Origin of the sequence: Devosia soli, assembly GCF_000970455.1 — a bacterium.
GTDB classification, from domain to species: domain Bacteria; phylum Pseudomonadota; class Alphaproteobacteria; order Rhizobiales; family Devosiaceae; genus Devosia; species Devosia soli.
The window spans coordinates 56,342-73,308 of sequence record NZ_LAJG01000005.1 but is presented as its reverse complement, the minus strand read 5'-3'; the positions used below and the strand labels follow the sequence as shown (position 1 = coordinate 73,308).

Here is a 16,967-nt window from a genome sequence, read left to right as displayed (position 1 = left end):
CTGTTCCTTCTTTGCGGTCGGGCGAGTGAAGTAGGGGAGGTCTTTGGGAGGGGCGGGGATTTGGGTCCAGGCGCCGTCAATGATGGTCCACTTGGTCATCTCGACACCAACCGTCGAAGTACGTTCAGCACCTCGGCTTCGTACTTTTCAGCAGCGAAGGCTTCCCCGCTCAAGATAGCCGCGACCCTACTTGGCGTGATCTGGTCTTGGCGTATTTCCTCAACCGTTGACCAACCTCCGCTGTCGGGGAACACGAATTTCCACCGGCGCGGGCTTGGTCCGGACCACTGCGCTGTCTTGCGCGTAGTGCTCAGCAGAAGCATTTCCAGAAGCTCGCGACGAACCCCCGTTATCTCTTCCGGCACGGCGTCAACGACATGCCATTCGCGCTCCTTCACGGTCGTCATCAGAATGCGCCTCCGTTTTCAGGCAGCAACACCACGATTGCCGCACATAGGATTAGGGATAGGGTCCAGAAGGACAGGGCAGGGTGGTGGGAGAGGAAGTTACTCATCCATCCGTCCTTTCGGAGTTGGATAGGGCGTCGCCCTCGTCGCGGTTGTCGATGAAATCCTGGATGGCTTCGACCTCAGTCGCGCCGTAGCCGTACCCGCCAGCTTCTTCATCTCCATCGTAGTGAGCGCACCAGTCGAACTGCCGCGTCGGAATGGGCGGGTTGACATAGCTTGTCACGATCTTGCGGGTGTCGTTCATTCCGCCGCCTCCATCGCTTCCGAGCGCTCAAACCGCTCAGTCCGCGCATAGAGTTCTTCCGGAGTGCGGAAAGTGCCGACCGCCTGATAGGCGCGCATAAGGTCCATGACCGCCGCGTGGTTCAGAGGCAGAAGCTTGTCGAGATGCTTCTCACCACGCACGTCCATGTTGCGACGAGAGAAGATGCCTTCGTATTCGTCCTGCGCCGCCTCGATCGCACCATGCCGATTGGCAGCGCTGAAAAGCAGGCCATCGAACTGGTTGGAGTTGCCGCACATCGACCAGAAGGCAGGCTTGCGAGCCTTCAGATTGGCAATCGCATCATCTTCCCAGCCATAGGTGTTGGTGGCTTCGATCAGGGCGCTGATGCGGCTCTTGTGGTGGGCGGTGATCGGGTCTGACATCTGTCGGCTCCATCTGACGCGGTGCGTCGTTGATGAAGGTACCATAATGGGCTTCTGCCCATCAGTCAATGGGCAACTGACCAACAAAATGGGCAGGCAAAATATTAACGACCGACTCGACTCTTCGGGCGTTCTCTGGAATCAATGGCAAGAACAGAAAGGGAACGAGATGGCTGGCGTTGCAGAGTACGTGATCCTGAGCGGTCCATTAGTACATGACAATCTGGTGCGACTTCGCGCAGAGCTGCGTGCGTACCTGGCCAGCTATTTCCCCAGCTGCAAGTTCAGCCTAGCTGTGCGCGAAAGCGAGGGAATGGATTTTGTGGTTGTGCCAGTGGTCGGATCAACGGGCGATGATGTAGATCTCGAGATTCCCGACCTAGTCGTGCTGGCAGAGATCAAGATGGTCCTTGAGGCTTTCGCCCCAGGGCAGACCCTGCACTAAATTCCGAACAGCTCGTTATTCGTGTAGACGCGGTGCATGATCAGATCGGGCCGGTTGCGGAATTTGATTGGGCCCGGCGGGTTGAACTGCTTGCATTCAATCCACTCGGCGCTGCGGCGCACGAGGATTTTGATAAAGCCTGCTGGCTCGTCACCCTCAACATCCCCGGGGTTCTGAATGACCACAGCGTCACCCGGCCGCGGAGGGCGAATGCTCGACACAAAGACTAGGTCGCCCGAATTGTACATCGGGGACATGCTGTCGTTTTCGACATAGGCGGAATAGACGCCCTTCACGCCAACTAGCCCAGGCGGCCGGGCCACTTTGTCGATCGGATCCATTGAGAATTTGAACGAACCGCGGCCATGATCCGAGCCGGCAACCGCTGCAACAACGTCTATATCGCGGGCAAGGGTAGGGCGGTTGATCGGGTCAACGTCCGCCGGCGACACCTCGCGGACGGGATCGAGCGGAATGCGTCCGATGATCCTGGCAATGGCATCCATGACCTTATCGAAGTTCTCTTTCGATGGCTCACGCTCACGCTTGATCATATCGCGCACAAACGTCTCGCCCAATCCAGCCGCCAATGAGACGGCTTTCATGTTGAGTTTGTGCTCTGTCACAAGCGTTTTCACGCGTTCGATATGCTCACTTGCCATGGGCGCAGCATTTCAGAATGGGCAGCCCATAGCACTTGGGTAATAGCCCATTGACAAATGGGCAGAAGCCCACCAGTATTGGCGCATGGTTGAAATTAGCGCCCTTCTCAAACAGATCGAAGCCTACTGCCAGCGACACGAGATCGAGGAGACCACATTTGGTCTTCGCGCCGTCAATGACGGCAAGTTCGTCGCCCGGCTCCGTGCAGGAAAAACCATTCAGCTCAAGACGCTTCACAAGGTCACCGCCTTTATGAAGCGTAAACCGGCGCGGGTGGCAGCATGACCGACATTCGCGTCGTCACGTACCAGAGCACCAATGCTGACGCCGGCAAGGAATGGATCGCCTTCCTTACCATGCCGAACGGCGAATACCTGCCAGTTCGCTTCCAGGGCGCGACCGAAGACGCCGCCTCCGACGCTGCACTTGCTGAATGGGAAAAGCATCGTGCCGAGCGCGAAGCCAATCTTGCTCGTCGCGAAGAGGGCCGGCGCAAGGCTGCCAAAACCCGCTCTCGCAAGACCGAAGTGAACGCTGCTTACAATTCCAAAAATCGCGAGGCTTGAATGAGCGACAACGTCGCAGGCGAGGAACTGCGCCAATTCATTGAGAGATGCGAGCGACTTGATGAGGAGCGGAAGGCAATCTCCGACGACATCAAGGAAGTGAAGGCTGAAGCCAAATCTCGCGGGTTTGATGTTCGGATCATCAACATGATCCTGCGTCTGCGCCGCATGGATGAGAACGAGCGCATGGAGCAAGACGCTCTTCTCGACCTCTACATGTCCCATCTGGGTATGTTGCCGCCGGGTGAAGACGAATGACCAAGGTTCACACATATCCGCGCCTTGTCATCATAGCCGTCTATGCCTTTGCAGGCTGGTCGCTTGTGTTTGCTGCGTACTGCGCTTTGGCGGCAATCGTGCTTGTCATGGGTGTGCAGCCATGAGCGTCAATGTTTGCCCTTGCTGCCACCGTCCGCTTATCAGCGCCTTTGAGCAGGTTGCGGACGAAGCCAGCCTTTCGATGAAAGAGCGCGAGCTATTCCTCACCGTTGCGAATGGCTTCGGCGGATCCGTGCTTCGGGAAGTCGTCGTGAACGCCTTGTATGGGCTCGACCCGAACGGCGGGCCTGACGATCCGCGCGCCGTCATTGCGGTCATCATGACCAAAACCAATGCCAAGATTGCCCCGTTCGGCTATCGCATTTTCAGCCGCAAGACTGTCGGCTATCGGCTGGCCACCATCATTCCCACCGAGGCGGCGGCGTGATGGTATCCGCACCTGTTCAAACCAGTTCTGGCGAGACGGCATCGGCCTTTTCCAAGGCCAAGGATACGTGCCGCTCACGCTTTGCCACCTCGAATGCTGATCAGAATAGGACGTGTTCGCACCACACGCCCTATTTTCATAAGCATTTGCAGTCTGTCGTCCCCCTCTGGACTGCAAGCCGGGCGCGCTTCTTCTCCCTGTGCGCGCTCGGCACCCTTACCCTGCCGAAAGACCTCCCCTCGCGGCAGCAACTGCGGCCCGGCGCTTTCCATAGCCGCCGGCCGCTTTTTCTTTCCGCTGGCTCGAACGGTTCCCGCCGTCCCTGCCTGCACACCACTGCGCATCAGCGTCTCGTAAAGTCTGCTGCCAATGCGCTCCATAAACAAGTCCTTTCAAATTCCATCGCGTCGATGCCCCAACATGGCGCGAAAGGAAATGGACGTGTCCCCAATCCCTACGGAGAACTCCACAGATCGAAGGGAGAATTCCCCAATGTCGGCTGCTGACGACATTTACGAGATGAAGAGCCTTTGCGAGCAGATCGCAGGGCGGCTCGCGACTTCATCTTCGGACAAGGATCGCGTCACGGCGATCTACGAGGCACTTAAGGCCAAAGTGACTTGGAACAGAGCGTTTGAATTTTTGAAAGGCAAGGCACGCCGCATCGACTCATGGGAGAAGGATCTTGCACGAGCAAAGCTCCAAGAACTCAAGCGCCTTGAGCGCGAACGACAGGCCCTGCAGCACGTCGCATGGCTTCAAAGCATTCGGAGCCAAGCCGAAGAAGCCGGTTCGGACATGGATCGCGCGGACCTTGCTGCGGTTGAGCGCGTCCTCTCTCGAATTGGCGTACTGGATCGCCCCCTGGGAAATCCCGATGCCGCCTTCACAGACGCCGACGAGCGAGCCGACCAGTCCACGGACTGGGGCCACTAACCCAATCCCGCGTGTGGAGGACTGAATGATCCCGAGTCATAAGATGATCGCATCAATAGCAGGCCTGTCTTTGATCCAAGGTCGCGTCTTGGCCGCCATGCTGGACGAACGCAAAGAACAGTCCGCCATCACCGTCGCTGCCCAGCCTGAAGAGCCTGTTGTGGAGAGCCGGCAGGTTCGCCGGGCTCGCGAGCGCCGAGAAGCAAAGGCGCGGAAATGACCCTCTCCGAACAGATGCTTCAGAAGCTCGTCACTCCCAAGCCTGGTTACATGACAACCCGGCTTCCTACGAAGTCCGCCAAGACCAATGCATCCCTAATTGCCTCTCTCAAGAAGGCGAAGGAACTGGGGAGCGTGAAGGGATGATGCAATACACCGACTTCATCGCCAGCAAGCAGATGATGGACCCCGAAACAGGGATCACGGAACGCGTCGAGCTCCCGTCCTATCTGTTCCCTCACCAGGCTGACATTACGCAGTGGTCATTGCGCCGCGGCCGCGCCGCTATCTTCGCTGGCACGGGCCTCGGCAAGACGCTCATGGAGCTCGTATGGGCGCATGAGGTCTCGCGCTATACCCGCAAGCCGGTGCTCTTGCTGGCGCCGTTGGCCGTTTCGCATCAGCACGAACGGGAGGCTGGCAGCTTCGGCATTCCGGCACGCGTTGTTTCGGCGCAGTCAGATGGTGTGATCGAAGTCACCAACTATCAGAAGCTCGATCGCTTCGCTCTTCGTGAGCTGGGCGGCGTTGCCCTCGATGAAAGCTCAATCCTCAAGAGCACGGACGGCAAGTATCGCACGAAGCTGATCAACGATTGCCGCGACGTGCCTTTCCGTCTAGCAGCGACCGCGACCCCGGCTCCGAACGATTTCATGGAATTGGGCAACCATGCCGAGTTCATCGGCGCCATGTCCTATACCGACATGCTGGCGACGTTCTTCACGCATGACGGCGGCGACACGCAGAAGTGGCGCCTCAAGGGCCATGCTGAAAACGAGTTCTGGAAGTGGATGGCGTCGTGGGCCGTGATGCTCCGCAAGCCTTCCGACCTGGGTTATTCAGACGAAGGCTATGACCTTCCGCCATTGAAGCGACAACAGCACGTAGTCTCTGCCGAATATGCTCCGAGCATGGACACAGGGCTCCTGTTCCCGATGGAAGCGCGCACCATGCAGGAGCGCATATCTGCCCGCCGGGACACGGTTGCCGAACGCGTCGAATTGGCAGCGTCCATCACCCCGAAAGATCGCCCTTTCGTCTGGTGGTGCAATCTCAACAGCGAGAGCGAGGCCCTTGGGTCCGCCATAGAAGGCGCTGTGCAGGTTTCCGGTGCCGACAGCGACGACACCAAGGAACAGAAGCTCAAGGCGTTCACAGCCGGCGAAATCCGCGTCCTGATCACCAAGCCATCGATAGCCGGTTTCGGCATGAACTGGCAGCACTGCGCCGACACCGGCTTTGTCGGGCTCAATGACAGCTTCGAGCAGATTTACCAGGCGGAGCGCCGGTTCTGGCGCTTCGGGCAGAACAAGCCCGTCACCGTCCATTTCATCAGCGCCGAGACTGAGGGTGCTGTTGTGGCGAACCTCCGCCGAAAAGAAGCCGACGCCGAGCGCATGGCCGCGGCGCTCGTAGAGCACATGGCCGACCTATCGGCTGAGAACATTCGCGGCATGGCCCGCACCCGTGCAGACTACGCGCCGACGGTGCCCATGACGCTCCCAAACTGGATCGGAGCCGCAGCATGATCAACGCGATCGAACAGGTCGTTACCGAGCGATATGCCATCTATCAGGGCGACAGTTGCGAACTCATTCGCGCCGTGCCTGGTGACAGCATCGACTTCGGCATCCACTCCCCGCCGTTCGAAGGGTTGTACCGGTTCAGCAACTCTGACCGCGACATTTCTAACAATGACAAGCAGGGATTCTGGACGCACTACGCATTCCTGATCCAGGAGCTTTTGCGCGTCACCAAGCCCGGCCGGCTGCACTCGGTGCATTGCATGCAGTTGCCGACCAGCAAGACGCGCGACGGCTTCATTGGCATGCGCGACTTCAGGGGTGAGGTGATTAGCGCCTATGTCGATGCAGGCTGGATTTTCCATTCCGAGGTCTGCATTTGGAAGGACCCCGTAGTGGCGCAGCAGCGCACCAAATCCATTCGCCTGCTCCATGCTCAAATCCTCAAGGACAGCACGATCAGCGGGCAGGGGCTTGCGGATTACATCGTCACCTTTCGCAAGCCCGGCGAAAACGCCGAGCCCGTGAGTGGGCCGTTCGATCGCTATATTGGCACCGAGGTGGACGTGAGCCGCGAGGCATACGATCGAGAGGCAGCCGCGTTCCGCGCTGAAGGCCGTGAGCCATGGCCTTATGACAAGTGGAAGTCCATTCTGGTTTGGCAGCGCTACGCCTCGCCGGTGTGGATGGATATCAACCAGACGCGCACGCTCCAATATCGCAACGCCCGTGACGAGAAGGACGAGGTTCATATCTCGCCGCTCCAGCTCGACGTGATCGAGCGCTGCATTGATCTGTGGTCATTGCCCAATGAAACGGTCCTGACACCGTTCTTGGGCATCGGCAGCGAGGTTTTCAGCGCGGTCGAAATGGGTCGCAAGGGCATCGGCTTCGAGCTCAAGGCCTCGTACTTCCGGCAGGCGGTGCGCAATCTCGAAGACCTCGAGCGCGCCAAGACCGACAGCCTCTTCCACGAGGAAGTCGCATGAAATCCACCTCCAAGACTCCCCGAGTATGGGAAGGCCACAAGCCGGCTCCCTCTCAGAAATCCATCCTTCGTGAAATCGCAAAGAAGAAGGGCAAGGGTAAATGAAACCTCTGTCTCACCTTGAACAACTGCAGGCTGGCATTGCCTCGATGAACATGCCGCCTCAGGCCGTCCAGTTCCACTATGCACGCGCTGTTCTGGCTGCGGAGAAGGGATCCATCTCTGCCGCGGCTCGCCGCATGGGCATTCATCGTCGCACGCTTCAGCGGATGATGGAGAAGAACGCGCCAAAGCCAAGGGTGGATAAATGAGCACAATCCATCAGGAGGCCGCGCAGGTCTATCGAAGCTTCCGCCAGGCTGTACGCCTGACACGGATGGAGTGCGAGGACGCCCGTTTGCTACAGCGGAAAGAGCGTACCATGCGCGAGATTGCGCAAGCTTTGGAAGTGCCTGTCTCCGTCGTCCAGCAATCGCTCTATTTCGATGTGGTGGCCAGATGAACATGCCATCGATAGGCCCGGAGCTTCGCCGGCAGCATGAGATCGGTGTTGCCGCTAGAAACCGCCTCTGGGGACGGCCCGGCGCTCGCCCTGGCGCCAACATGCCGCGCAACGGTACAGCACAATTCCGGCGCACTGAGCGCCCTGCAGTCGATTTTGTCTATGCGATGCGTCTCGTCTGCGAAGATCAGCAGGTCACGCCAGATCAGATCCTCAACAGCACTTATAGCGCGGCCGTAGCGGCCAGGCACATGCTTTGGACTGTGATGCTCGATGGGGGGCATCCGGTTGCCAACATCGCCCGCATTTTCGGCGTGGATCACGCCACGGTCACGATTGGCATTCGGTCGTTCCGCGATTTTCAGAAGGGGCAGGTTTAGTGTCCGTATCTTCCTCGACCCTTCGAAAGCTTGCTGAGCTTCGTTTGGACCCTGACCAAATGGCCGGGGTGTTGGAGCTTCTTGCCGAGCAACAGGAAGTTGAGGAAGCGCGCAAGGCCGCTCAGCGCGATCGTACTCGCCGCAGCAGAGCCAAGCGTGACGGTAACGTTACAGACACGCCACCGTCACATGACGGTAACGCAGCGGTTTCCCCTAAAAAAGAAAACTCCCCCACACCCCCTAAAGAAAAAACTACCCCTTCCAGCACGGAACCTAACGGTTCCTCAAAAACACGCGCTTCGCGCCTGCCGGCTGATTGGGTTTTGCCGTTCGAGTGGCGTCAGGATGCGATCAACGCTGGATTGCCGGAGGACCGCATCGCCTCGGAAGCCGAACGGATGCGGGATTGGTCACTGTCGGCTCCGAGCGGCGCAAAGCTCAACTGGCGTGCGGCTTGGCGCAATTGGGCCAAGGGCGCTGCCGAAAAACTGCCGAAGCGGGCGCAGTCTCCACCGAGCCAAAGGCAGCAACCCAAAGGCGCCGACCACTTCGACAATTTCGCTGAGGAACTGAGACATGGACGAGCAGGAAACAGCAGAGGCAATCAAGGCGATTGGGATGATGTTGCGGGCGTTCCCGTCCTCAGCATCGAGCATTACCGCCGAAACGCCTAGGGTCTACGCCTTCGCCGTCGAAGAGTTCTCGCTGGAGGCTGTTCGCCGCGCTTGCCGCGCTTTCGTACGCGGACAGGTAGAGGGACATAACCCCGACTTCGCCCCTTCGACCGCCAAACTTGCTCAAGTGGTCAAGGGCTTCAATGACGCCTTAGCCTGGGAGCAGTTTCAGCAGGCCAATACATTCGTGCCCGTCGGCTCGGATCTTTGGCGCCAGGTTGCACTCATGGATGGCCGCGAACCGCCGGTGTCCAGCAGCAGCGGAAAAGAAGGCTGGTGGCTCCCAAATGCGAAGGTTGCCGAGGCTAGGCTTGTCGCACTGCCGCCTCCTGTTTCTGAAGCTCAGATGCAGGTCAACGCTGTGCGTGTCGGAGCGCTCGTTGGAGCCAAGACCTTCAACGCGGCCGACGACGACAATCACGACATGGGAGGCGAGAGGGTGGCATGACCCTCCGCATCCCTCTCTCAGACCAAATAGCAGAAGCAGAACGAAACCGAGATCAGGCAGCAGAGATGGTCAAGGACAAGCCGGAGATACTGCCCAGGCTCCATGCCCGAGAGGCGATTGTGATCAGCCTCTACGCCTATCAAGCCTTTGAACACGAGATCGAGCAGATGGAGAGAGCGCGGTGATCAAGGTCATCCAAGACGTGCCGAAGTGGCTCCATGCGTATCTGCGCAGCCTATATCCGTTCCTCGTGTGTTTCGTCGGCGGGCTTGTCCTAATGGCTCATGATGAACTCGGCGGGATAGCTGCCATGGTCATTGCCGGTCTCTGCTTCGCATGGGGGCTCGACCTGGCGGCAGCACGTGCCGAGGCGAAGGCCACAGAGCACACAGCGGCCAAGCTGACATCGATGCTGATCAGTGGCGACGACACGACGGTTACCGTGGACATAAACCACCACTCCCCGGCCTTTGAACACGAGATGAATGGGAAGACGAAATGAGCCTTCGATGCCTATTCGGTCATGATGTGCAGGTTCGCTTCTTTCTCAACCATCGCTTCAAGATGACGGGGCACATGAAGCGCGGCATGTGCGCCGTGGCCATCTGCAAACGCTGCGGCAAGGAACTGTCGCCGCCTGCGAACCAGCCCCGCCGATCCTCCTAACCCCCAGAGAACAGCACCATGACAAAGCCAGAAGATATCGTCTGCTGTGCATGCTCCGAAACCTTACCAGCGAGCGCCTTCAATCAAGACCACCGGCGTGGCGGCGTCCGACAGCCGTGCCGAGCATGTTATAATCTTCGAGCTCGCGAGAGGGCAAAAACCCCAGAGGCAAAGGCGGCGAAGGCTCAGTATCGATCCGCGCATCGAGAAGAGGCTCGTGTTGCCAACCGCAAATATCGCGCGGCGCACCCTGGCATTTCTACTGAAATGACAAGGCGCAACGATGCTAAAGACCCTCACAAGCGGAGGGCGCGCAACAAGACGTGGAAAGCGATCTTGAACGGCACTCTGGTTCAGAATCCCTGTGAGGTATGCGGGGAGCTGCCGGCCGAAGCGCACCATGACGACTATTCAAAGCCGCTTGAAGTGCGATGGCTTTGCAAGATGCACCACGCAGAACATCACAAACAAGCCGCCATCCGTTCCCGCAAGGAAGCCTGATATGACAAAGCGGATCATCGAACATCGCCTGGTGCAGGATCCCGGCATCACCGATGCGGAATATTACCACCAGCGCCAGACCAAATCCGGCCCTCATGTCGGCAAGGTCTATGTCGCCATGAACATGGTGGAGTATGTCGGGGGCCTATCGCGGCTTCAGGGCGCAAGCGAAATGCAGATCATGGCGGCCGCAAAGTATCGCATGGCCTATGACCGTGCGCAGATCGGCGGCGCTCGGGCAGTGGACTATGCCGCGGTCAAGGTGGACACGTCGGGCCCGCGCGAGGACGTGCTCAGCGGACGCATGGTGGATGATCTGGAGAACTACAAGCAGGCGGTACGCTGCCTTGGCATGATGCGCTCCTCGATCGTTGAGCGCGTTGTGTGCCACGACCAGAGCCTGACGCACCGTGGCATGGGTGCGCGAGCTCGATCACGAGCGAAGGACGAGCTTTTCGCCGCCCTTGATGACCTGGCTGTGTATTTCAAGCTGACAACAAAACGAGCCGCTTGACGGCGGGGCACGGATCAGGCACAAGTCGATATGCTAGCGCATATCGCGCTGGATTTTAGGGCTCGCTTCGGCGGCCCTTTTTGATTCAGAGGCGTTCCGGTGCTGCTGAGATGCAGTCGCCTCGAAACTCTTGCCGCATTCCTGCAGTCGCAGGCGGTGTGCGGGTCAGGTTACTGCGAATGCTTCCGTACTGCGCGAGGGTGCGGATTAAGACAAGCCCGGTGGCGTTTGATCCTCTGCTCGGTTAGCTCGCGCCTCAATCCCCATCGAGCGTTTATCGCTCCAAGTCAGCTCCGCATTGCCTCGAATTGGCGGCGGATATCCAAAGGTTCATCGTATGGGGGCCGGCTGACATTCCCATCGAGCGCGGCGATACACACCCTCATCGCTTCATTGCACCATAGATCGCCCGCTCGTACCCTTTCATCGGAGAGTAGAATGCCAGAGAACAAGCTCATTCACGCGTTCACTCTGCCTGGTGCAGATGCGCCGCCTTACATCAACATTTCCCGTATGCCAGATGGCGCGGTGCGTGTGGTCGTGCGCGGCGCGATTTGGCCGAACGGCACCAGTGGCACCGAGGAAATCGTTCTGCCACCAGATGATTGGGCTAACCTTGCCCAGGCTGTCGCTTCAGAGGCCTCAGCCTAACCCCTTTCCGTAGCGCGCGGTTCTCTCACGCCGATCCTGGTGGAAAGCCGGGTAATAGATCGGAGGCTTGAATGGCCAATAGCCAATCAGTAAGCCGCGTCGATCGATTGAATACGGCGCTTGAAGTTTCGCTTGCGGAACGCCGCCAGCGCCGAAGCATGGAAAGTCTGACGCCAGCCGATGTCGGTCTCGGCAATGTCAACAACACCAGCGATCAGAATAAGCCGGTCAGCACAGCGCAGGCCGCGGCAATTGCATCGGCCATCTCGGCATTGAACCAAACCATTACCGCTGCCCTCGCAATGAAGGCGGCGCTGGTTCATGGGCATTCGATCAATGACATCACCGGGCTTTCCTCTGCATTGCAGGGGTTGTCCGACGTCGCGGCAGCGAAGGTCGCCAAGGCCGGCGATACGATGACGGGGCCTTTGGTCATGCCGACCTATCTCAAGGCGGCATTGCCAAGTGTCTCAACCTATGCCCGATCGTTTATCTATGTCAGCGATCTCAATGGCGGCGCGGAGTTCTGTTTCAGCGACGGAACCAACTGGCGCCGCATCTCTGACCGAAGCATAGCGAACTAGCCATGGCGCAAAACCCTGGCAATAGCATCATTCGCCGGCTGCAGCTTGCTGTTGCGCTCGATGGCCTCACGGTCTCAGTTGGACCCGGCGTCTGCTATGTGCCCAACACGGGCCGGCTGATCAGCGACGGCACGGAAACCGTCGCGCTCTCCAATCCAACGGTGAGCACCTGGTATCATGCCTACGGGTATCAGAAGGCCAATGGCGATCTCGGGCTCGAGGTTGTCACCACTGCGCCCGACACACCCTACCAAGGCACGGCAAGAACCAAGACGGGCGACGCCAGCCGGCGCTATCTGGGTTCAATGTATGTCGGGACAGACGGGAAGATCCGACCATTCCGCCATATCGTCACAGGCGATGTCGGCAACCGCATTCTATTCGACGCCACGAGCATTGCCGGCAGCGCGCCCAATACGCTTCTCAGCGCCTTGACCGCCGCAACGGTTCAAACGGTATCGCTCAATCCAATCATTCCGGTGACGGCAAAGCAGGCAATCATCCAGGTTGCCAATCTCTCCAACCGAATTGCCTTCATTTCCCGGCCCGGCATGCCCGCGCCAAGCGCATCGAACTTTCAGATCATGGCGGGCCCGAACGCCTGTCCCATTGGCGATGTGATGCTGACCGATACGCAGCAACTCACATTGATCCTCACCAGCGCCGGCCTTCTGGGCAACATTCTCGGCGCCGTCCTTTCTGGCAATCTCATGCTCTACGCTCTGGGGTACGTCTATGACCGATGAGAAGCGCCAGCCGTTCTATACCCCGCCGCCAGCGCCGGGCATTCTGCCAGATGGAAAGAGGGTCTTTGTCTCGACTGATCATGCGAGCCATTGGCCTGTAGGTTGCGCATCGGTTGTCGTCGCCCTCTCCGAAGAGCAAGCGCGCGGTCTTCTGGATGCGGAGCTTCGCGCCCACGGCCTCAACCCCAATGAGCCTTACACCCTCAAGGAAATAGGGCAGGGCGAGCCAGTTGCGATTGTTCTCTGTGATGGGCAGTACTGATGACTGGTCGTCCAACGATCTTCACGCAAGAGCTTGCCGACAAGATCTGTGAACGCCTGGCAGATGGCGAGAGTCTGCGCACGATTTGTTCCGAAGACGGCATGCCAGCGCGATCGTCGGTGTTCAAATGGTTGGGTGAGAGCGCTGGCTTTTCGGACCAATACGCGCGCGCTCGAACGGCGCAGGCGGATGCGATCTTCGATGACATCCTCGAAATTGCCGACGATGGCTCGAACGATTGGATAGAGCGCACCAACAGCGACGGCGAGAATATTGGCTGGCGCGAGAATGGTGAAGCATTGCGCCGCTCGCAGCTTCGCGTCGAGGCGCGGAAGTGGATGGCCGGCAAGCTGGCGCCGAAGAAGTATGGCGAGAAGACGCAACTGACCGGCGCGGATGGTGAAGGCCCGGTGCAGATAGAAGATCTGGGTAGCTATGACTTGGCTCGAAAGATTGCCTTCGCCCTGTCCGGCGGGAAATAATGGGTCTGCTTGACGACATCCTGGCCCGCTTCGAAGCGCTGCCAAAGGAAACACAGGAGCAAATCAAGAAGGATGCGATAGAGGCTACAAAGGGCCGCTACTTCATCCCAAATCCCGGCCCGCAAACGGACTGCCTGCAAAGCCTGGCGGATGAAACGTTCTTCGGTGGCTCGGCGGGCGGCGGCAAGTCGGCGCTTCTCTGCGGCACTGCGGTCGATGACTTCGATCGCTCGATCATTTTCCGCCGCGAGTATCCGCAGATCAAGGGGCTTGAGGACGAGGTTGCCGGGCTGATCGGTGGCCGGCAGGGATATAACTCGCAGGACAAGCTCTGGCGCCTGCCGAACGGCAACATCCTTGAGTTCGGCTCAGTCCCGCACGAGAGCGACGTCGAGAAGTATCAGGGTCGCCCACATGCGCTGAAGGGCTTTGACGAGATCACCCACTTCAGCGAGGCGATGTACCGCTTCCTGATCGGTTGGAACCGCTCAACAACGCCGGGGCAGCGCAGCCGGGTTATCGCAACCGGCAACCCGCCGGTTACGCCGGAAGGCTATTGGGTGGTCAAGTATTGGGCGCCTTGGCTCGATCCAAAGCATCCGAACCCGGCAAAGCCCGGCGAGCTTCGCTGGTTCACGACGATCAACGGCGAAGATGTCGAGTGTGAAGGGCCAGATCAAGTCGAAGTCAATGGCCGCATGGTGCAGCCGCGATCGCGGACGTTTATTCCGGCCAAGCTGGAAGACAATCCGGACCTGATGGCAACGGGCTATGCTTCGGTGCTCGAGGCCATGCCGGAAGAGCTTCGCATCCGTCTTCGCGACGGGCGCTTCGATGCCGAGGTCAAGGACAACGAGTTTCAGGCCTTTCCAACCGAATGGATCAAGGCCGCGCAGGCGCGATGGACTCCAACTCGGCCAGAAGGCGTCGGCATGTCGGTGCTCTCCAATGACGTGGCGCTTGGCGGCGGCGATGCGAACACATTGGCCGCTCGGTATGGCCACTGGTACGACGAGGTTAAGTCGGAGACGCTGAAGGGCAAGGTCGATCCGCTCGATCTTGCTGCCAAGGTTGTCGCCACAATGCGAGACGGTGCAGAGATCGTCATCGATATGGGCGGCGGCTATGGATCCGGCGTCTATTCGCACCTGAAGAACAACGTCCAAGGCCTGACGCTTCACGCGCACAATGGCGCTGAGAAATCGAGCAAGCGGACGCGAGACGGCAAGCTCAAGTTCGCCAACAAGCGGGCAGAGGTTCACTGGAAGTTTCGCGAGGCACTGGAGCCTAATTTGGGCGAGCCGGTTGCCTTGCCACCAGATCCTGAATTGGCTGCAGATCTTGCGGCCGTGACATGGAAGCTCACGCCGCGGGGCATCCTCATCGAGGAAAAGACCGACATCAAGAAACGCCTCGGTCGATCGCCGGACAAGGGCGACGCCGTGATCAATGCCTGGTCATACGGCGAGAGCTCTGTGAGCGCCCGCATTCGAACGGCAAGCAGCCGCAGTCGCAACGGTGGTCCCAAGGTCAATCTTGGGCATGCCAGTATGAAGTCACGCCGCAGGGCGTAGCAGAAGGAAATCCAGATGGCCCTTTCCGGTCTCCATGTTGAATTCAGTTACGCCGTTGGTCCTGGCGATGAACGCGTGACCAGTGCGCTCAAGGGCGAGCCTGTCCAGTCGCAGACCATCACGAATGGCCAGCAGACTGAACCCGGCCCCGGCGGCAATGCTGTGAACGGAACGCTCGTGGCGCACCTTCATTCGTCCGAGGCGGGCTTCTATGCGGTCAATAAGGCGGCCAATACCAATCCTCGCGGCTATCTCGCGGCTGATACGCCGATCGACATCTTCATCCCGAGCAAGGCCACTATTTCGTGGGTTACGGCATGAGCCAGCTTGGCCTTGGCTCTATCCGCCAGCTCGGCACGCTGAAGCTGGGAGCGCTCGCCCCAACAAAGGGCGGGGGGTGGGAGCCGGTCAAAGGCCTGGGCACAGATTTGGTTGGTTACTTCGATGCGCGGCGCCCAGAGACCATCACAACCTCCAGCGGCGCGGTGTCGAGTTTCCGCGATGTCATTGCCGGCTATGACATGGCGCAAGCTACGGCTGCATCCCGCCCAACGTTCAAGGCGGGCGGCTTTGACGGGCTAGACTGCCTCTATTTCGACGGCGTAGACGATTGCCTTCTGCTGTCGTCGGTGCCGTTCCCATCTGGCTCGGCGCCAAGCGAAGTCTGGGCAGTTGTGCAGCAGGACAAGCCGACGACCGACGCCGTGAACGGCACCCTGATGATGTATGGTAACGCGTCGTCTACGTCCAGGCGTTTAGCCCGCGCCCAGCTATCGGGCCTTAATCGCTACCAGTCGTTGGCCGGAAACGGGACCACAGGACTGACGAACTACCAGACCGACACCAAATTCAATGATTGTCACGTGGTGCGCTCGATATTTGACGGAGCGAACATGTATTCTGAGATTGAGGGTATTGCGTCCACGCCAAGTGCAGCGGTCCCGGCAACGGCAACAACACGGTCTCGCATTGGGGCGAGTTCGGCATCAACCCCAACTGAATTTTGGCGCGGCAAGATACTCTGCATTCTTGTGACTAAGCCGCTGTCGGGCGGGAAGGCCGCCCAACTACGCCGCTATCTGGAGAACCTGCGCTGGCGCCAATATGAGCGCCATTACGTGCGCGGCAACGATTACTCGTTCCAAAACCTAAACAATCGCTCTGAACAGCGGTTTGAGGTTCGTTCGGGCGATCAGCCTCTGAGCGCAGACGTAACCAACGGCAACGAACGTTCTGAACTGTCCATACCTGCTTCGATGTCGCCTATCGCCGTGGACGGAAGCTTGGTTCAGTTGCGCTGGTCGTTCCTAGTTGAGGCCGGCGCTCCGCTCACGAGCGCCTTCGCTATCCTTGGCCAGATACACCAGACGGAAGATGCAGGTGAAAGCCACCAGCGTCCCTGGTTGGCGGTCAATATGCGCCCCGATGAGCGACTAGAACTGAACATTATTGCTGACCCGAATGCCATATCAGACGGCACAGCGCCGATAAACGTGGCTTGGACTTCTCCGTCCCCAATTACTCGTGGTGTTTACCATGATGTCGCGATCGACCTGCGGCATGGCCCTTCGGCTGGGTACCTGAAGTTCGTACTTGATGGTGACGTCAAGTATGACCAGGCCACCGCTATCGGGAACAACGATCAGAACCCCAGCTATTTCAAATACGGCATCTACCGCAAGGCAGCGGCTGAAACATTGGCTGTTCGGTATCGGACCCCGGAAATCACAGTTCCCGACTCCTATGCGAATACCTTCACCTTCAATGGTTCGCCCTACACCTTTGGCGATACAGCTTATGAATATAGGGCATAAGGGCC

Annotated in this window: 28 protein-coding genes; 24 read left to right on the top strand and 4 right to left on the bottom strand. The window is 58.9% G+C overall.

The window, feature by feature from the left end; genetic code table 11:
* Positions 1–95 precede the first annotated feature (95 nt).
* The 3 genes from VW35_RS01000 to VW35_RS00990 all read right to left on the bottom strand — a co-directional run bounded on the left by VW35_RS01000 (position 96) and on the right by VW35_RS00990 (position 1,118).
* Positions 96–407: a hypothetical protein gene (locus VW35_RS01000; protein ID WP_046141169.1), complete on the bottom strand. Its 312-nt coding sequence runs from the start codon at positions 405–407 to the stop codon at positions 96–98.
* A gap of 103 nt (positions 408–510) precedes the next feature.
* Positions 511–714, bottom strand: coding sequence for a hypothetical protein (locus VW35_RS00995; protein WP_046141168.1), 204 nt, complete (start codon positions 712–714; stop codon positions 511–513).
* Positions 711–1,118: a hypothetical protein gene (locus VW35_RS00990; protein WP_046141167.1), complete on the bottom strand. Its 408-nt coding sequence runs from the start codon at positions 1,116–1,118 to the stop codon at positions 711–713. Before VW35_RS00990 ends, VW35_RS00995 begins: the two co-directional genes overlap by 4 nt.
* Positions 1,119–1,164: 46 nt before the next feature.
* Here VW35_RS00990 and VW35_RS00985 point away from each other — a divergent pair, with 46 nt between their 5' ends.
* Entirely contained in the window at positions 1,165–1,563 is a 399-nt protein-coding gene (locus VW35_RS00985; RefSeq protein ID WP_152662426.1) for a hypothetical protein, read from the top strand.
* Here VW35_RS00985 and VW35_RS00980 read toward each other — a convergent pair.
* Entirely contained in the window at positions 1,560–2,141 is a 582-nt protein-coding gene (locus VW35_RS00980) for a S24 family peptidase (protein ID WP_161796835.1), read from the bottom strand. The two genes, VW35_RS00985 and VW35_RS00980, sit on opposite strands and share 4 nt — an antisense overlap.
* Positions 2,142–2,310: 169 nt before the next feature.
* Between VW35_RS00980 and VW35_RS00975 the strand changes: the two genes are divergently transcribed.
* From VW35_RS00975 to VW35_RS00855, 23 genes are all read left to right on the top strand, one after another.
* Positions 2,311–2,511, top strand: a complete 201-nt coding sequence (locus tag VW35_RS00975) for a hypothetical protein (RefSeq protein WP_046141165.1) — start codon at positions 2,311–2,313, stop codon at positions 2,509–2,511.
* Positions 2,508–2,792 carry a hypothetical protein gene (locus VW35_RS00970; protein ID WP_046141164.1) on the top strand — a complete coding sequence of 95 codons (285 nt, stop codon included), beginning with the start codon at positions 2,508–2,510 and terminating at the stop codon, positions 2,790–2,792. Before VW35_RS00975 ends, VW35_RS00970 begins: the two co-directional genes overlap by 4 nt.
* Positions 2,793–3,050 (top strand): DUF2312 domain-containing protein, encoded by a 258-nt coding sequence (locus tag VW35_RS00965; protein ID WP_046141163.1) that lies wholly within the window; start codon positions 2,793–2,795, stop codon positions 3,048–3,050. It begins immediately after the preceding gene.
* Positions 3,047–3,175, top strand: a complete 129-nt coding sequence (locus VW35_RS22095; RefSeq protein WP_280136750.1) for a hypothetical protein — start codon at positions 3,047–3,049, stop codon at positions 3,173–3,175. Before VW35_RS00965 ends, VW35_RS22095 begins: the two co-directional genes overlap by 4 nt.
* Positions 3,172–3,498, top strand: a complete 327-nt coding sequence (locus tag VW35_RS00960) for a hypothetical protein (protein WP_046141162.1) — start codon at positions 3,172–3,174, stop codon at positions 3,496–3,498. Before VW35_RS22095 ends, VW35_RS00960 begins: the two co-directional genes overlap by 4 nt.
* Positions 3,499–3,990: 492 nt before the next feature.
* Positions 3,991–4,434, top strand: coding sequence for a hypothetical protein (locus VW35_RS00950; RefSeq protein WP_046870499.1), 444 nt, complete (start codon positions 3,991–3,993; stop codon positions 4,432–4,434).
* Positions 4,435–4,796: 362 nt separating this feature from the next.
* Positions 4,797–6,182, top strand: a complete 1,386-nt coding sequence (locus VW35_RS00940) for a DEAD/DEAH box helicase (RefSeq protein ID WP_046141158.1) — start codon at positions 4,797–4,799, stop codon at positions 6,180–6,182.
* Entirely contained in the window at positions 6,179–7,165 is a 987-nt protein-coding gene (locus VW35_RS00935) for a DNA-methyltransferase (RefSeq protein WP_046141157.1), read from the top strand. The genes VW35_RS00940 and VW35_RS00935 overlap by 4 nt, the downstream gene beginning before the upstream one ends.
* Before the next feature lie 100 nt (positions 7,166–7,265).
* Positions 7,266–7,475, top strand: coding sequence for a helix-turn-helix domain-containing protein (locus VW35_RS00930; RefSeq protein ID WP_046141156.1), 210 nt, complete (start codon positions 7,266–7,268; stop codon positions 7,473–7,475).
* Positions 7,472–7,666, top strand: a complete 195-nt coding sequence (locus tag VW35_RS00925; RefSeq protein ID WP_046141155.1) for a hypothetical protein — start codon at positions 7,472–7,474, stop codon at positions 7,664–7,666. The genes VW35_RS00930 and VW35_RS00925 overlap by 4 nt, the downstream gene beginning before the upstream one ends.
* A complete protein-coding gene (locus tag VW35_RS00920; RefSeq protein ID WP_046141154.1) occupies positions 7,663–8,046 on the top strand; it encodes a hypothetical protein in 384 nt (127 codons plus the stop codon). The genes VW35_RS00925 and VW35_RS00920 overlap by 4 nt, the downstream gene beginning before the upstream one ends.
* A gap of 576 nt (positions 8,047–8,622) precedes the next feature.
* Entirely contained in the window at positions 8,623–9,168 is a 546-nt protein-coding gene (locus VW35_RS00915) for a hypothetical protein (protein ID WP_046141153.1), read from the top strand.
* A complete protein-coding gene (locus VW35_RS00910) occupies positions 9,165–9,353 on the top strand; it encodes a hypothetical protein (RefSeq protein ID WP_046141152.1) in 189 nt (62 codons plus the stop codon). The genes VW35_RS00915 and VW35_RS00910 overlap by 4 nt, the downstream gene beginning before the upstream one ends.
* Positions 9,350–9,670 carry a hypothetical protein gene (locus VW35_RS00905; RefSeq protein ID WP_046141151.1) on the top strand — a complete coding sequence of 107 codons (321 nt, stop codon included), beginning with the start codon at positions 9,350–9,352 and terminating at the stop codon, positions 9,668–9,670. The genes VW35_RS00910 and VW35_RS00905 overlap by 4 nt, the downstream gene beginning before the upstream one ends.
* Positions 9,671–10,336: 666 nt before the next feature.
* Positions 10,337–10,849 (top strand): hypothetical protein, encoded by a 513-nt coding sequence (locus VW35_RS00895; RefSeq protein ID WP_046141149.1) that lies wholly within the window; start codon positions 10,337–10,339, stop codon positions 10,847–10,849.
* A gap of 438 nt (positions 10,850–11,287) precedes the next feature.
* Positions 11,288–11,500 carry a hypothetical protein gene (locus tag VW35_RS00890; protein WP_046141148.1) on the top strand — a complete coding sequence of 71 codons (213 nt, stop codon included), beginning with the start codon at positions 11,288–11,290 and terminating at the stop codon, positions 11,498–11,500.
* A 71-nt stretch (positions 11,501–11,571) separates the two neighbouring features.
* Positions 11,572–12,084 carry a hypothetical protein gene (locus tag VW35_RS00885; protein WP_046141147.1) on the top strand — a complete coding sequence of 171 codons (513 nt, stop codon included), beginning with the start codon at positions 11,572–11,574 and terminating at the stop codon, positions 12,082–12,084.
* Positions 12,085–12,086: 2 nt separating this feature from the next.
* Positions 12,087–12,830, top strand: coding sequence for a Rieske (2Fe-2S) protein (locus VW35_RS00880; RefSeq protein WP_046141146.1), 744 nt, complete (start codon positions 12,087–12,089; stop codon positions 12,828–12,830).
* Positions 12,820–13,092, top strand: coding sequence for a hypothetical protein (locus VW35_RS00875; protein ID WP_046141145.1), 273 nt, complete (start codon positions 12,820–12,822; stop codon positions 13,090–13,092). Before VW35_RS00880 ends, VW35_RS00875 begins: the two co-directional genes overlap by 11 nt.
* Positions 13,092–13,574 (top strand): terminase small subunit-like protein, encoded by a 483-nt coding sequence (locus VW35_RS00870; protein WP_046141144.1) that lies wholly within the window; start codon positions 13,092–13,094, stop codon positions 13,572–13,574. Before VW35_RS00875 ends, VW35_RS00870 begins: the two co-directional genes overlap by 1 nt.
* Positions 13,574–15,148 (top strand): terminase family protein, encoded by a 1,575-nt coding sequence (locus VW35_RS00865; protein ID WP_046141143.1) that lies wholly within the window; start codon positions 13,574–13,576, stop codon positions 15,146–15,148. The genes VW35_RS00870 and VW35_RS00865 overlap by 1 nt, the downstream gene beginning before the upstream one ends.
* 15 nt (positions 15,149–15,163) lie before the next feature.
* Positions 15,164–15,469 (top strand): hypothetical protein, encoded by a 306-nt coding sequence (locus VW35_RS00860; protein ID WP_046141142.1) that lies wholly within the window; start codon positions 15,164–15,166, stop codon positions 15,467–15,469.
* Positions 15,466–16,962, top strand: coding sequence for a heparin lyase I family protein (locus tag VW35_RS00855; protein ID WP_046141141.1), 1,497 nt, complete (start codon positions 15,466–15,468; stop codon positions 16,960–16,962). Before VW35_RS00860 ends, VW35_RS00855 begins: the two co-directional genes overlap by 4 nt.
* Positions 16,963–16,967 lie beyond the last annotated feature (5 nt).

Bases quoted from the DNA above. Each gene is read 5' to 3' on its own strand.
- VW35_RS00910 (WP_046141152.1), top strand. From the start codon at position 9,165: ATGACCCTCCGCATCCCTCTCTCAGACCAAATAGCAGAAGCAGAACGA.
- VW35_RS00860 (WP_046141142.1), top strand. From the start codon at position 15,164: ATGGCCCTTTCCGGTCTCCATGTTGAATTCAGTTACGCCGTTGGTCCT.
- VW35_RS00920 (WP_046141154.1), top strand. From the start codon at position 7,663: ATGAACATGCCATCGATAGGCCCGGAGCTTCGCCGGCAGCATGAGATC.
- VW35_RS01000 (WP_046141169.1), bottom strand. From the start codon at position 407: ATGACGACCGTGAAGGAGCGCGAATGGCATGTCGTTGACGCCGTGCCG.
- VW35_RS00930 (WP_046141156.1), top strand. From the start codon at position 7,266: ATGAAACCTCTGTCTCACCTTGAACAACTGCAGGCTGGCATTGCCTCG.
- VW35_RS00990 (WP_046141167.1), bottom strand. From the start codon at position 1,118: ATGTCAGACCCGATCACCGCCCACCACAAGAGCCGCATCAGCGCCCTG.
- VW35_RS22095 (WP_280136750.1), top strand. From the start codon at position 3,047: ATGACCAAGGTTCACACATATCCGCGCCTTGTCATCATAGCCGTCTAT.
- VW35_RS00895 (WP_046141149.1), top strand. From the start codon at position 10,337: ATGACAAAGCGGATCATCGAACATCGCCTGGTGCAGGATCCCGGCATC.
- VW35_RS00950 (WP_046870499.1), top strand. From the start codon at position 3,991: ATGTCGGCTGCTGACGACATTTACGAGATGAAGAGCCTTTGCGAGCAG.
- VW35_RS00855 (WP_046141141.1), top strand. From the start codon at position 15,466: ATGAGCCAGCTTGGCCTTGGCTCTATCCGCCAGCTCGGCACGCTGAAG.
- VW35_RS00975 (WP_046141165.1), top strand. From the start codon at position 2,311: ATGGTTGAAATTAGCGCCCTTCTCAAACAGATCGAAGCCTACTGCCAG.
- VW35_RS00885 (WP_046141147.1), top strand. From the start codon at position 11,572: ATGGCCAATAGCCAATCAGTAAGCCGCGTCGATCGATTGAATACGGCG.
- VW35_RS00870 (WP_046141144.1), top strand. From the start codon at position 13,092: ATGACTGGTCGTCCAACGATCTTCACGCAAGAGCTTGCCGACAAGATC.
- VW35_RS00995 (WP_046141168.1), bottom strand. From the start codon at position 714: ATGAACGACACCCGCAAGATCGTGACAAGCTATGTCAACCCGCCCATT.
- VW35_RS00915 (WP_046141153.1), top strand. From the start codon at position 8,623: ATGGACGAGCAGGAAACAGCAGAGGCAATCAAGGCGATTGGGATGATG.
- VW35_RS00890 (WP_046141148.1), top strand. From the start codon at position 11,288: ATGCCAGAGAACAAGCTCATTCACGCGTTCACTCTGCCTGGTGCAGAT.
- VW35_RS00875 (WP_046141145.1), top strand. From the start codon at position 12,820: ATGACCGATGAGAAGCGCCAGCCGTTCTATACCCCGCCGCCAGCGCCG.
- VW35_RS00940 (WP_046141158.1), top strand. From the start codon at position 4,797: ATGATGCAATACACCGACTTCATCGCCAGCAAGCAGATGATGGACCCC.
- VW35_RS00970 (WP_046141164.1), top strand. From the start codon at position 2,508: ATGACCGACATTCGCGTCGTCACGTACCAGAGCACCAATGCTGACGCC.
- VW35_RS00965 (WP_046141163.1), top strand. From the start codon at position 2,793: ATGAGCGACAACGTCGCAGGCGAGGAACTGCGCCAATTCATTGAGAGA.
- VW35_RS00985 (WP_152662426.1), top strand. From the start codon at position 1,165: ATGGGCTTCTGCCCATCAGTCAATGGGCAACTGACCAACAAAATGGGC.
- VW35_RS00925 (WP_046141155.1), top strand. From the start codon at position 7,472: ATGAGCACAATCCATCAGGAGGCCGCGCAGGTCTATCGAAGCTTCCGC.
- VW35_RS00880 (WP_046141146.1), top strand. From the start codon at position 12,087: ATGGCGCAAAACCCTGGCAATAGCATCATTCGCCGGCTGCAGCTTGCT.
- VW35_RS00960 (WP_046141162.1), top strand. From the start codon at position 3,172: ATGAGCGTCAATGTTTGCCCTTGCTGCCACCGTCCGCTTATCAGCGCC.
- VW35_RS00935 (WP_046141157.1), top strand. From the start codon at position 6,179: ATGATCAACGCGATCGAACAGGTCGTTACCGAGCGATATGCCATCTAT.
- VW35_RS00865 (WP_046141143.1), top strand. From the start codon at position 13,574: ATGGGTCTGCTTGACGACATCCTGGCCCGCTTCGAAGCGCTGCCAAAG.